Below are 13,094 nucleotides of genomic sequence, written 5' to 3'. Positions count from 1 at the left end.
CCCCTCAGGTGAACACGACCTGCAGGCCGTCGTGTCGGCTACCGGCCAGCCGCATGAGGACTTCCGGCGCCTCGGACAGTGGTTCGTAGTCGGTGATGATGTGTTCGGCGATGCTGTCGCCCGCCACGGCGAGAAGCGCAAGGGTTTCGGCGCTGAGCCGATCTCGGTCCCATATATGGGTGGTCCCGCGCGGTACCCGACCGATTTGCGCGCAGCGCAGGCTCAGACCGTTGTGGTGAAATTCCTCCCCCAGGCGCACGTTTTCGCATCCGGCCGGGTAGAACGCCATGTCGATGACCGTGCCCTGAGGGCGCACAATCCGCAGAGCCATCGCCAATGCGCTGTCCTGACCGCGAGACTGGAACACCACATCGGCGCCGCGGTCGCCGACCCCGTGGCGCCACCGGCTCTTGAGTACGGCCGCCGGGTCGACGTCGCGCGGATTGAGCGCTTCGAAACCGAGATTGCCCGCGACCTGACAACGTGACGGCGTGGGATCGACGAGCACGACTGACGCGGCCCCGTGGAGCCGGGCGAACAACGCGGTCAGCAGGCCCACGACACCGGCGCCGGTGATGACGACGCGGCGACCCTGGACGCCGTCGCCCAGCCCACGCACATCGGTCCCATGGATGTCGGCGGCCGCGTGCAGAAGGCCGTTCGCGCAAATCGGGCCCATGTGAGCGACATAGATCCCTAACACCGGCTCTAGCGTGTCGGGTACTTTGACGAATCGGTCCGTCAGCGCATCTGCGCGATACGCGCTGCGGTGACCGTAGGTCATGGCCACCACGTCACCCGGGGCCACGGCCGGGCTGACGCTCTCGGTCACCAGCCCAACCTGCATGTAGCCGAACTTGTCGATCGGGTAGCCGGCGTCCGGTTCTCCTGGCGTGAACAGTCCCAATTCCGGATCCCACCGCCTGTGCAGCGCTGGATTAGAGCCCTTCACCCAGCTGAGGTCCGTTCCGGTCGACAGCCCGCTGAACGCGGTCTGCACGTCGAATTGCCCCTCCCGTACAGGCCCCGGCGACGGCTCGTCCCGGAGCCTGACCTCACCGCGACGCTCGACTACGACGGTGTAGCGGCGGTCAGTCATCGAGTCTCACGGTCCGACGCTCTAAGGCGGAAGTCGATATGGCGCAGGCTAATTGGTGGGTCTGGAGGGCCTCGTCGTAGTCGACAAGGATGCGGCTGCGGGCAGCTCTGTCACCGAGCACGGCATCCACGAACGCACGGTCGGCGGCGCGCTTGGCGTCATCGGGCCGCAGGCTGCGCTGCACCGGCCCGTGGGCGGTCCGTGCGATCACGCAGTCCTCGTGGATCGTGACCGATACATCGTCGGCGTGTATGTCGAGGCCCGCCAACTGTTTCCACTTCAAGCAGCATGCCGCGGCCACGGTTCCGACCGCCCCGGAACGAAACCTCAGGATCGCCACCGTCGCTGCGTCGACGTCTGCCTCGGCAACACACGGTGGCGCGGCGTTCGCGTAGGCCGTCACTTCGACGACTTCGCCGCACAGCAGGCGAATCAGGTCCAAGACGTGGACCGCCTGCTCGATGATCTGACCGCCCGACAGTGCTCGTCTGCTCCACCACGACACCGGCGGCACCCGGTCGATCCATGACCCGGCAACCAGTCGAACGGCTCGCCCGTCGAGTAGTTCCCGGACCTGCGCCACCGCCGGCGAATAGCGCCAGTGATGGCCGACCGCGGTGACGACGCCGCTTCTGCGCGCCGCGTCGGCGATCCGCTGCGCGGTAGGAAGGTCGAGCGCCAGCGGTTTCTCGACGAACATCGCCGTCCCGGCGGCGAGCGCCTGTTCCTCGATGACGCCGTGAGCATGCGGCGGAACACAGACATAGACCGCGTGCGGTGACCGGTCCAGCAGCGCCTCGAGGTCGCGGGCGGTGGTGGCGCCGGCGAGAGTCTGCGCGGCTGCCGCGTCGTGGTCGGTGACGGCCACGATCTCGACGTCGGGGAATCCGGCGAGGTGGCGTGCGTGGCGGGTAGCCACACCGCCGGCACCGACGAAGCCCACCCTGCAGCGATTCACGGCCTGATCTCCCGCCTTCGGCGACGGAGCACGAGTACCCCTAGGTTGTCGCGGTTACCCCGCCCGTGGAGGATTTGACGCGCACGCAAGGGGTACATGGTGCTATGCGCGCGCCGGCGATCGGCACATCCGCACCGGGATCGACCCGGAGGCGCGACACGAGGCTCCCACGGCCATGACTTCGACGGTGCTGATCAACGCGGGGCCGTGGCTGTCGGTCCCACCGGACGGATACGGCGGCATCGAAAACATCGTCGCCACGCTCATACCGCAGCTTCGCCGGCAAGGGGTCCGCGTCGTCCTGGCAACCGTCGGCCGCAGCACCATCGACGTCGACGAACAGATCGCAGTATTCGACGAGCCGCAGTTCGGCCACCTCGCCGAGCCTTACAACGACGTCGTCGGTATCGCCGCGGCACACATGCAGCGCATCGCCGAAGAACTGCGATGCCGGTCGGACATCGACATTGTTCACGACCATATGGAGGTCTTCGGCCCGAGCATGCTGGCCGCCATGGGGCTCGGCAGGCCCCCCGTTCTGCACACCTTGCACTGGGACCTGGCCAAGCATGCGGCGTTCTACAACGCTTTCGAAGGACACGGGTGCTTCGGGATCAACGGCGTCTCCGCCTCGCAGATGCGCCGCGCGCCCGAGCAGCTTCGCTCGTACAGCCTCGGGCACGTGCATCTGGCCACACCGCTCGCCGACGGCGCGACCCACCGAACCGCACCGCAGAAGGACGAGCACCTCGTCCTCGTCGCACGGGTCACGCCCAACAAGGGACAGCACATCGCCGCGCGCCTGGCCCAGCGGTTCGGCTGGCAGCTGGTGTTGGCCGGACCGGTCGGGCCTTACACCGCGCCCGAAGGAATCGATGCCGACCCGGATGCGGATCGATACGCCGACGTACGGTACTGGCGACAAGCGGTCGCGCCGTATGTCGACGGTGACCGGGTGCAGTGGATCGGAAGCACGATGGGAACGGAGCGAGATCACCTCGTCGCGACTGCCCGAGCGACCTTGTTTCCGGTGTGCTGGGAGGAGCCGGGCGGTACCGCGGTCATCGAATCGCTCGCCCTCGGCACGCCGGTGGTCGGATTCCGCCGTGGATGTCTGCCCGAACTGATCCAGCCGGGTACCGGTCTACTCGCCGACTTCGGTGACGAAGCCACACTCGGCCGGCTCGTCAGTGCTGTTGACGCGATCGATCCCGCCCGCTGCCGGGAAGCGGCCGAACGTCGCTACGCCCCCGCGGTCATGGTCAGGGCATATCTCGCGTTGTATGAGCGCTGCATCGACGGCTACCGTGCCGCGGCGCGGCGCAGTTCGGCGGAGAGATGGTGTTGCAGTGGCTGTCCCACCGCCGACATCCGCACGGTGTAGGTGAGGGTGTCGCCACGGACCTGTAGCGAGCGGCCCACGGCCGACACCTCCTTCGCCGATGAGTAACGGCCGACCGCGCTGGAGACCAGATCGATGCGCAACGTGTCGCCGTCGGCGCTCAGCTCTCCCTCTTGGATCTCGGTGATGCCCGTCGGATGCGCGAGGACCCATTCGATCCGGCCAGGCGCGGGCGTGCGCAAATAACCGGTCTCGGCATGGAGCGGCCGACCGTCGTCGGCAGCGCGTGTGCGTTGCACATACGACAGGAACGGCTTGCCGATGTGTCCGAACGTGACCTCTTCGAGGTAGTCGAACGACTGGATCGTCGGGTAATCGCCCGTCCCCGTGCCCTTCCAGCTGCCTAGCATCGGCGCCAGCACGGCCACGTCGGGATGCAGTTCCGCAATGGCCATCAGCCCAGGATAGGAGGGCGACCGGTCCGATGCCGGGGACTTTGCGACGCCGTGGCCGACTCGATTCCCGGCGATATCGGCGGGTTGTCCCGACCAAAGCGCACCAATTTGTTCTACGGTTCGAAGGTGCCAAGCATGGATCGTCGCCGCGCAATGTTGACACTGGGGTTCGGGATGGCCGCTGCCGCCCTGCCGCTTCCCAAGGCCGGCGCCCAGCCGGCGATCGGCGACGCGCCGCCTCCGGGACCGGGCGGGGCGGGGCTCCCACAAGCGGCCGTGCCCGCCCTGCTGTGGGCCGACGAGTTCAACGGACCGGCCGGCGCACCGCCGGATCCCGCGTCCTGGTTCATCGTGCCGGTCCGCGAGACCATCCGGAACCCGCACGAGTGGGACAAGCCGTTCAACATGGGCCGTTACGTCACCGACCAGGAGCATGTCTTCCAGGACGGGAACGGCAATCTGGTCATCCGCGCCACCCGCGGTGAGGGCGCCAACATCCAGGAGAAGTACGCCAGCGCCAAGATCGTCGGCAATTGGCGCGGCGGGGTCGGGACGACGTGGGAAGCCCGCATGAAACTCAACTGCCTGACCGACGGGGCCTGGCCGGCGTTCTGGCTGATCAACGACAACCCGGTGCGCGGCGGTGAGATCGACATCGTGGAGTGGTACGGCAACCGCGACTGGCCTTCGGGCAGCACCGTGCACGCCCGACTGGACGGCACGATGTTCCAGACCCACAAGCATTCGATCGACGGCGACTGGCACACCTGGCGAATGACCTGGCTCCCCACCGGCATGTACTTCTGGAAGGACTGGGAGCCGGGCATGGAGCCGTTCTTCACCGTGCCGTCGAACTCGCTGCCGGACTGGCCGTTCAACGATCCCGGGTTCACGATGGCGCCCGTCTTCAACATCGCCGTGGGCGGCTCCGGCGGCCGCGAGCCCGCCGGGGGCAACTACCCCGCGGAAATGCTCGTCGATTGGATCCGAGTCTTCTGACGGCTTGCAAAAAAAATGACCTCTCGCTGACGTTGCCGACAATTCGCGCCAATCGTCGTCGAACGGCGGTTATCGTCCGCCCGTGACCTCGACCCGGTGGGCGCTCTGGCTGGGGACCCTGGCTGCCGGTGCGGGACTCGCCTTGGGCGCAGGACAGGGCGTCGCCTCGGCCGACACCGAGACGTCGACAGACAACGATTCGTCCGCCCCGTCAAAGCTCTCATCGGCAGAGCGCGCCGACGATCCGCAAGCCGCCGACAGCCCCGCCGATCCGTCCGATCCTGCAGAGGTTCCCTCGTCGGCGGAACGCCCGGTCACCTCCGCGACTGACGCCGACGAAGACCTCGATGAGGACGTCGGGGGCGAATCGGCCCTGTCGGAGGACCCGCCGGCGCGATCGCGGTCGACCTCCTCGACGAACGTCGACACCGAGGTCGAGAACGCGCAGTCCGAGGATGCCGACGGCGCCGAGCCCGCCGCTCACGTCACCGATGTCGGCGACGAACCAGCCGAAACGACCGGGCCCGAAACCACCGAGGCCGAAACGAATGAGCCCGCGCCCATCACCGCGGCTGCCGCCAACCCGGTGGTGACCGGCGTCAAAACCGGACGTGCGGCTCTGACGATTCCGGTGGGGCGCAACGGATACAGGACGCGTGCGGACTGGTATCTGCCGACCCAGAGCGACGGTTCGGTCGCGGCGACCGGCGTCGTCTGGCTCCAGCACGGCTTCCTCGGCAACAAGGCGGCGGTGTCCAAGCTGGCAAAGACGCTGTCACAGCAGACCAACAGCATTGTGGTCGCGCCGAATTTGTCGTCGTTCCCCCTCGCGTGCGCGGCCTCCTGCATCAACGGTGCGCCGATGCAGGAGGCCGTCGCGACGATGTTCCTCGGCGCTCGGACGTCGCTGACCTCCAGCGCCCACGCAGCCGGTTATCTGGGCGTCCTCCCGGAGGCGTTCGTGATGTCCGGCCAGTCGGCGGGCGGCGGCTTCGCCACGGCGGTCGGCGGCTACTACGCCGAGGACCCGCTCGGCAACGGCAGCCTCCGCGGGGTCATGATGTTCGACGGTTTCTCCTTCAGCGGTCGCCTGCCCTCGGCGCTGGCCAAGCTCGACGACCCGTTCGTGCCCGTCTACCAGATCGCCGCGCCGCCGCAGCCCTGGAATTCGTTCGGAGCGTCCACCAAAGAGCTGGTCGCCGCCCGGCCGGGTCAATTCGTCGGGGTGACCCTGGCCGGGGGCTCACACGCCGACTCGCTGATCGGCGGCAATGCGCTGTTCGACCTCCTCGCCCAGCTGGTGAGCGGGTTCTCCCCGCCGGGCAACACGCAGGCGGTCTACACGCTGGCCACCGGATGGATCAACGACCTGTATCAGGGTCTGGGCCCGACCGACGGCACCGGCATCTACGGCGCCCCCGACCAGTACATCGTGATGGGCGACGCCGCCGCGATCGTGCTCGCTCCCCCGCCGGTGGTCGATCTCGACCGTTACCTGGGCACCTGGTTCGAGGTGGGCAGCGTCAAACAGTTCTTCTCCATCGGCCTGGTCAACACCAAAGCCGTGTACAGCCTCAACCCCGACGGGTCGGTCAGGGTCGAGAACTCCGGCAACTACTTCGTCGACAACGGGCCGAAGTCCTCGATCGTCGGCTCCGCGTTGCCGGTCGACGCCACCAACAACAAGCTCAACGTGCGGTTCTTCGGCCCCGCTTCGGCGCGGCCCCCGGGCAACTACTGGATCGTCGATCTGGATCCCGACTACCGGTGGGCCGTCGTCAGCGATCCCACCGGCCTGAGCGGATTCCTGCTCAGCCGCACCGCTGTCGTGTCGGAGGACTTCTACCGGGAATTGCTGGACCGGGCATCGGTCTACGGCGTCAAGGGACGGATCACACCGACGCGGCAGCCCGCGCAGGGTCGGCGGGCACGCGCGCGCTCCAGAATGTGAACGACCAGATACGTTCGCTTTCAACAAGTTTGCTAGCTTTTCGGCCCGAAACCGTCATTGAGATCGACAGCCGGGACTACGCTCTGCACAGCGGCCCCATCGGGGAGGTGCCACATGGCTCATCCGTCCATCGATCCGACGTTCTACCGGACCGCCGCCGAGGCGGCGGCCGCTCCCGACGAAAAGCTGGCCTACGTGGTCGCTTTCGATCGCGCCGCCCGAAAACCCGACGCCATGACCGTCGTCGACGTCGATCCGGCGTCGGCCACCTACGGGCAGGTGGTCGGCTGGACCGACGTTGCCGGTCTCGGCGACGAACTGCATCACTTCGGCTGGAATGCCTGCAGCAGTGCCCTCAAGCACGAAGGCCACGACATGCACGGCCTGGCCCGCCGGCATCTCCTGGTTCCCGGGCTGCGCTCGTCCAACGTCTACGTATTCGACACCCAGCCGAATCCGCGGACCCCGGCGCTGGTCAAAACGATCGACGCGGCAAACCTGTCCGCACAGGCCGGATACTCGCGTCCGCACACACTGCACTGCGGTCCCGACGGCGTCTTCCTGACCTGCCTGGGTGGGCCGCAAGGCGACGACGACGGACCAGGTGGGATCGCGCTGCTCGACCACACGACGTTCGACGTGCTGCGCGCCTGGGAGACCGATCGCGGGCCGCAGCACTTCCACTACGACGCCTGGTGGCACCTGAACCAGAACGTGCTGATCTCCAGCGAATGGGGCAGCCCGTCCATGATCGAGAACGGCATCGTGCCGGAACTGTTGCTGGGCAACAAGTATGGCCATGCCCTTCATTTCTGGGACCTCGCCACAGGCCGGCATCTGCAGCGTGTCGAGCTGGGCCCGCAGCACCAGATGGTGCTGGAGGTGCGCCCGTCCCACGACCCGGACGCCACGTGGGGCTTCGTCGGCGTCGTGATCTCCACCGAGGACCTGTCTGGGTCGGTGTGGCGCTGGTTCCGCGACGGCGACGAATGGAAGGTCGAGAAGGTCATCACCGTCGCGGCCGAGCCCGCCGACCCGGATCTCCTGCCTCCCGCGCTCAAGCCGTTCGGCGCGGTGCCGCCGCTGATCTCCGACATCGATCTGTCGGTGGACGACCGGTTCCTCTACGTGTCCTGTTGGGGCACAGGTGAACTCAAGCAGTTCGAGGTCTCCGATCCCGCGAGCCCGCGACAGACCGGATCGGTGCGGCTCGGCGGGATCGTGGGCCGCACACCGCATCCCGCGATGCCCGACCTGCCGTTGGCCGGCGGTCCGCAGATGGTCGAGGTCAGCCGCGACGGAAGCCGGGTGTACTTCACCAACTCGCTCTACGGGGCGTGGGACGACCAGTTCTACCCCGACGGTGTCGGCGCCTGGATGGCCAAGCTCGACGTTCCCACCGACGGTGGGATGAGCGTCGACCAGAACTTTTTTCCGCACGGCGACGAGTTCCGCGGCTTACGCGTCCACCAGATCCGGCTGCAGGGCGGCGACGCGTCGTCGGACTCCTACTGCTTCAGCTGACCGCGTCGGACGTACACCCGTCTGATCAGCCACGCGGCGGCCGCGGCGGTGAGCAGGAGCAGCCACGGCCACGATCCCTGCCGGTGCACCCAGCCCGCGATGGCGCCCTGCACCCGTCCCGCCGCGGCGATCACCGGATCCGCGGGGTCGCCGCCCGCGAACAACCGGATCTCGTAGTAGCCGTAGTACGCGACGTAGAGCCCCACCAGGATCAGCACAACCCCACCGATTCGGTTGACGTACGGCAGGATCCGCCTGAGAGGGTCCGCCAGCGCGGAGCCCGCGACGGCCGCGCCGACGGCCAGGGTGCCGACCACCAACGCGAATCCCCCGGCATAGGCCAGATAGATCCACGCCCGTCCGCCGGCGGTGCCGAAACCGGCGCCGGTGACGGCGAGAAAGGGTCCCACCGTGCACGACAGCGACGCCAGCGCATAACCCACCCCGTACCCGAACATCGAGCCCAGGCGCGCCGTGGGAGCCGAGAGGCCGGCGGTGAACCGGTCCGGCATCAGCACGGTCAGCGCGCGCCCGGACAGCAGCCAGCCGCCGAGCGCCACGAGCACGACACCGACGACCACCGTGACGTAGGGAATGTGCTGCTGCACCGCGGAGGCCAGCGCAACGGTCAGCAACCCGAACACGGCGAACACCACGAGGAAACCGAGCGTCATCGCCACCGTCGCGGCAACCGCACGTCCCACCGCCGTCGAAACCCGGGTGCCGCTCCCGCGCACCACCAACGCGAGATAGGCGGGCAGCATCGCGAACCCACACGGGTTCAGCGCGGCCACCATGCCCGCCGCGAACGCCAGGCCGACCAGATCCTGCTGCACGCGGTTACGCGCCCAGCGCGGACACCCGCTCCTGCAGCTCCTGTTGCGGCATGGCCGACGTCGGGTTATTCACAAACGTCGACGAGCCGTCGGCGCGGTAGAACACGTACGCAGGCTGCCACGGCACGTTGTAGCGCGCCCAGATCGAACCGTCGGCATCGTTGAGATTCGGGAAGTTCAGGTTGTACTTCGACACGAAACCCTGCATGGCCGCGACATCGGAACGGGCGGCGACGCCCACGAACCTCACTCCCGGATTGGCGGCGGCGACCCTGCTGACCGACGGCGCCTCGGCGTTGCAGAACGGGCACCACGGCGTCCAGAACCACAGCACCGCGGGCTTGCCCTGCAGTGACGCGCCGTCGAACGGCGCGCCGCCCAGCGTGGTCCCGGTGAAGTCGAGCCGATCGTCAGCGACCGCCGTCGGTGGGCTCACCGTCGCGAGCATGAGAACCGCGGCGACGACGCCGGCCGCGAAACGGAGAAATCGATGGATCATGAGCGGCTCCTCTGTCGCCAAACTACGCCTGTGCGACACCTCTGCACTCAGGAATGCTTCTCGATGTACGCGTCGGCGTCCTTGTCCGTGGCGTCGACGCCTTTGATCTCCTCATGCCTGGCATAGAACTGCAACCACTTCATCCCGAGCTCGTGACGCAGCTCCAGCGTTGCGCTCTTGATGAAGTCCGGCATCGCCTCGCGTTCCTCTTCATCGAGGTGCGACCCGTTCTCGGCGCGCGCCTTGTGCACAGCCTCGAACCACGGCTCGCTTCCGGGCTGGTGCTGCCGCGACTGCCGCACCGCATCCCTGATCGCGTTGTGGTCGGTGATGGCGTCCTCGGCTTCGTCCTTGGGGTCTCCCTCGGGATTACCGGGATCGTCACGACCGCCGTGTTTGAGTAGCGCCGGGTAGAAGACTTTCTCCTCCGCATCGGCGTGGGCGTCGAGCCGCCGGCCAAGCACCTCCCAGATCGCGGCGAGTTCGTCGGTGGTCGTCGCGTCGTCGAGCCGGAAGAACTGACGGCGCAACCAGTCGTGATCGGCGTAGATGAGCTCGATGATGTCGGCCATGACCCGTCGATACCCGCCACAGAGGTTGCCTACTCCACCGGGTGCGGGGGTAATCCCGAAAGCGCGCAATGGGTGCAGTTCTCGACCGCGATCCGCTCGGCATGGCCGGCCGGCGCGCGCCGGATTCCGACGCCGGCCATCACCGCAGCGATCACCATCATCACGGCCGAGATCAGCACCGCGATGCGGAAGCCGGCCGCGAAGGCGTCGGGCGCGGCGTAGTCCCCGCCGCTGATCCCGGCCAACCCGGGCAGCACGGCCACCGCCAGCAGCCCACCGGCCCGGGCCACCGCGTTGTTCACGCCGGAGGCGGATCCGGCCATGCTCTCCGGGGCCGAATCCAGCACCGTCGCAGTCAAAGGCGCGACGACGAGCACCATGCCCGCACCGAAGACGATGGCCGCGGGTGCGACGTCGAACACCCACGACGCGTCGGCATCGATCCGCATCATCAACAACAAGCCGACTGCGGCAATCAACGGGCCGACCGTCATCGGCAGCCGCGGACCGATCCGGCTGGACAGCGCTCCCGCACGCGACGAGAAGACGAGCATCACCGCGGTGAACGGCAGCAGCACGGTACCTGCGGCGACCGGACTGAAGCCGGCCACGATCTGCAGTTGCAGCACCAGCAACAGGAACACCGCGCCGAGCGCACCGTAGATCAGCAGCGTCATCGCATTGGTCACCCGGAAATTTCTGTCGGCGAACAGCTTCGGTGACACCAGGGGATGGTCGGATCGGCGCTCGACGATGACAAACGCGATCAGGGCGAGCACCCCGACGCCGATGCTCGCCACCGACCCGAAGCTCACATCGCCGCCTCCCAGCGCGGTGAGCCCGTGGGTCAACGCCCCCAGACCGGCGACGGCCAGCGCGGCACCGGCGAGATCGAGATCCCTCGGAGCCTCCGGGTTCCGGCTTTCGGGCACCCGCGCAACCGTCACCGCCACCACGATCACAGCCAGCGGCAGGTTGATGAGAAACACTGCGCGCCAGCTCCACTCGACCAGGAAGCCACCCAGGAACGGGCCGATGGCTCCGGCGATCCCGCCGAGACCCGACCACGCGCCGATGGCCGCGGCCCGGTCCCCGGGGTGGAACGACGCGGAGATCAGGGCCAGGCTGCCGGGCGTGAGCAGGGCACCGCCGACGCCCTGTAGGGCTCTCGCCGCGATCAGCACCTCGGTGCTCGGAGCCAGGCCGCAGGCCAGCGAGGCCAGCGCGAACCAGACCACGCCGATCAGGAAGACCCGTCGCCGCCCGAACCGGTCACCGAGTGACCCGCCGAGCAGGATCAGCGAAGCCAGTGTGAGCGTGTAGGCGTTGACGATCCACTGCAGGCTGCGGAATCCCGCTCCGAGGTCGCTGCCGATGTGCGGCAGCGCAATGTTGACCACCGTGCCGTCGACCATCACCAGGCCGGATCCGAGCACCGTGGCCAGCAGCACCCACCGGCCCGCCGCCGTGCCCATCCTCAGCCCCGTCGCATCCGCACACATGCCCCAAAGACTGCCCTGTCACCTCTGCCGACACACCTTGTCCGGCGCGAAAGATGGCGTCATGACCGGACGCGCATCGCGCGCGGCCGGCGAATGCGGCAGGAGACCAGCCATGTACGTCATGACCAGTGCCGGCCTGGGGCAGCCTCAGGGTGCGCCGACCGACTGTTCGGCGGTCTCGCTCGACCGCTTCGAGAAGCAACCGGCCGATCTCAGGCGGGTGGTGTCCGCGTCGGTGACCAGGCCTGCCGAATGGTTCGACGGTCTGGACCGTGACATCCGCTTCGCACTGACCGCGATCTTCAATCGGATGTGCCGATACGGAGTGTGGCCTCAGGTCCGGCGGATCGTCAAGGTCACCGCCGGCGAGGCGCCGTTCCTGGTCGCCGATCGCGCACTTCGGGTTCCCGGGGTCACACCGGCGGTGTACTTCACCGCACAGTCCGGCGACGCACTGATCCAATCCCTCATGGCGACCGGCCGGTTCTGCATGGCCCAAGGTGTGGGCGCGAGCCTGCACAAAGGACAGACCACGCTGCGGGAGATCTCGAAATCCGACAGCCTGCACATCTCGGTCGGATCACCGCGATCGCGAGACGAGTTCGACGCTCACATCGACCTGTACTCGCCGACCCCCGAGCACACCGGCAGCAGCTTCTGCTCGAATCGTCCTTCGACCGCCGCAGTCGCTCACATCGGCCGCGAGGTGTTTCCCGAAGGCTTCCGCAAGGTGACGGGAATTCCTGGGGTACAGGTCTTTCCGGAGCCATCGGCAGCGCCCCCGAGTCCGCCGTCGCCACGGCAGGAGCCGGTCACGCCCAACATCGTGCAGATCGAATGGCAGGGTGCCCGACGCGCGCCCGGGCAGCGCACACCCCGACCGGCGGGCCCGGTGCTGCCGGTCGACGTGGTGACCCGCATCGAACGCGCAGTCAAGGAGCAGGTCAGTCCGCAAGCCCTGCTTCCCTCACATGTGCGGGTACGTCTGACCAGAACACGGCGAGCCCTGGAGACCGCGGGACCCACCGAGGAGACCGCGGCGCGGTACGCCCGCGACGCCGCGGAGCAGGAAGCGCAAACCTATCCCGACGCCCAGGCGCTGGCGTTGAGCCTCGCCGAGCAGCTCGAACACGCGCACCAAGCCAAGGCGACGTCGGTGACAGTGCCTCTGCCTCAGTACGGACGAGGAGATTTGAGCAGCCGAAAGGCGATCGCCGGTGAGATCCGGCGGATCGCGCTCACCGTGCGCAAGTTCCTGCCCAGCCGCGCCCAAGGCGTACGCAGCATTGTGATCCTCTTCGGCACCGGCAAGGCAGGCACCCGGGTGGAAGTCCAGCTGCCGTAATCGTTTTCGCCG

At 67.8% G+C, this 13,094-nt stretch carries 12 protein-coding genes; 5 read left to right on the top strand and 7 right to left on the bottom strand.

Features of this window, described 5'->3' with window-relative positions:
* Positions 1-4: 4 nt before the first annotated feature.
* Entirely contained in the window at positions 5-1,099 is a 1,095-nt protein-coding gene (locus KXD97_RS10025) for a zinc-binding alcohol dehydrogenase (protein WP_260756572.1), read from the bottom strand.
* A complete protein-coding gene (locus KXD97_RS10020) occupies positions 1,092-2,057 on the bottom strand; it encodes a Gfo/Idh/MocA family protein (protein WP_260756571.1) in 966 nt (321 codons plus the stop codon). Before KXD97_RS10020 ends, KXD97_RS10025 begins: the two co-directional genes overlap by 8 nt.
* Positions 2,058-2,232: 175 nt before the next feature.
* Here KXD97_RS10020 and KXD97_RS10015 point away from each other — a divergent pair, with 175 nt between their 5' ends.
* The gene (locus KXD97_RS10015) at positions 2,233-3,441 is read left to right on the top strand and encodes a glycosyltransferase (RefSeq protein ID WP_260756570.1); all 1,209 of its coding nucleotides are present in this window, start codon (positions 2,233-2,235) and stop codon (positions 3,439-3,441) included.
* On the opposite strand, the gene KXD97_RS10010 is transcribed toward KXD97_RS10015, so the two are convergent.
* Positions 3,360-3,854 (bottom strand): peroxynitrite isomerase, encoded by a 495-nt coding sequence (locus KXD97_RS10010; protein WP_260756569.1) that lies wholly within the window; start codon positions 3,852-3,854, stop codon positions 3,360-3,362. The genes KXD97_RS10015 and KXD97_RS10010 overlap by 82 nt on opposite strands.
* Positions 3,855-3,989: 135 nt before the next feature.
* Here KXD97_RS10010 and KXD97_RS10005 point away from each other — a divergent pair, with 135 nt between their 5' ends.
* From KXD97_RS10005 to KXD97_RS09995, 3 genes are all read left to right on the top strand, one after another.
* Entirely contained in the window at positions 3,990-4,853 is an 864-nt protein-coding gene (locus KXD97_RS10005; RefSeq protein WP_260756568.1) for a glycoside hydrolase family 16 protein, read from the top strand.
* An 82-nt stretch (positions 4,854-4,935) separates the two neighbouring features.
* Positions 4,936-6,804: a lipocalin family protein gene (locus KXD97_RS10000; protein WP_260756567.1), complete on the top strand. Its 1,869-nt coding sequence runs from the start codon at positions 4,936-4,938 to the stop codon at positions 6,802-6,804.
* A gap of 114 nt (positions 6,805-6,918) precedes the next feature.
* On the top strand, positions 6,919-8,328 hold the full coding sequence (locus KXD97_RS09995) for a selenium-binding family protein (RefSeq protein ID WP_260756566.1): 1,410 nt from the start codon (positions 6,919-6,921) through the stop codon (positions 8,326-8,328).
* Here the strand turns inward: KXD97_RS09995 and KXD97_RS09990 are convergent.
* Genes KXD97_RS09990 through KXD97_RS09975 form a run of 4 tightly spaced genes read right to left on the bottom strand, consistent with a single transcriptional unit; the run spans position 8,313 to position 11,710 of the window.
* Positions 8,313-9,164 (bottom strand): cytochrome c biogenesis CcdA family protein, encoded by an 852-nt coding sequence (locus KXD97_RS09990; protein ID WP_260756565.1) that lies wholly within the window; start codon positions 9,162-9,164, stop codon positions 8,313-8,315. The two genes, KXD97_RS09995 and KXD97_RS09990, sit on opposite strands and share 16 nt — an antisense overlap.
* Positions 9,165-9,168: 4 nt before the next feature.
* Positions 9,169-9,663 (bottom strand): protein disulfide oxidoreductase, encoded by a 495-nt coding sequence (locus tag KXD97_RS09985; protein ID WP_396884932.1) that lies wholly within the window; start codon positions 9,661-9,663, stop codon positions 9,169-9,171.
* Positions 9,664-9,710: 47 nt separating this feature from the next.
* Positions 9,711-10,235, bottom strand: coding sequence for a hemerythrin domain-containing protein (locus tag KXD97_RS09980; RefSeq protein ID WP_260756564.1), 525 nt, complete (start codon positions 10,233-10,235; stop codon positions 9,711-9,713).
* A 29-nt stretch (positions 10,236-10,264) separates the two neighbouring features.
* Complete coding sequence (locus KXD97_RS09975; RefSeq protein ID WP_260756563.1) at positions 10,265-11,710, bottom strand: MFS transporter; 1,446 nt, start codon at positions 11,708-11,710, stop codon at positions 10,265-10,267.
* 88 nt (positions 11,711-11,798) lie between these two features.
* Between KXD97_RS09975 and KXD97_RS09970 the strand changes: the two genes are divergently transcribed.
* Positions 11,799-13,082 carry a hypothetical protein gene (locus KXD97_RS09970; RefSeq protein ID WP_260756562.1) on the top strand — a complete coding sequence of 428 codons (1,284 nt, stop codon included), beginning with the start codon at positions 11,799-11,801 and terminating at the stop codon, positions 13,080-13,082.
* Positions 13,083-13,094: the final 12 nt, after the last annotated feature.

Origin of the sequence: Mycobacterium sp. SMC-8, from assembly GCF_025263565.1 — a bacterium.
Classification (GTDB): domain Bacteria; phylum Actinomycetota; class Actinomycetes; order Mycobacteriales; family Mycobacteriaceae; genus Mycobacterium.
The sequence above is the reverse complement of the archived record's forward strand: the minus strand, read 5'-3'. Positions and strand labels throughout refer to the sequence as shown.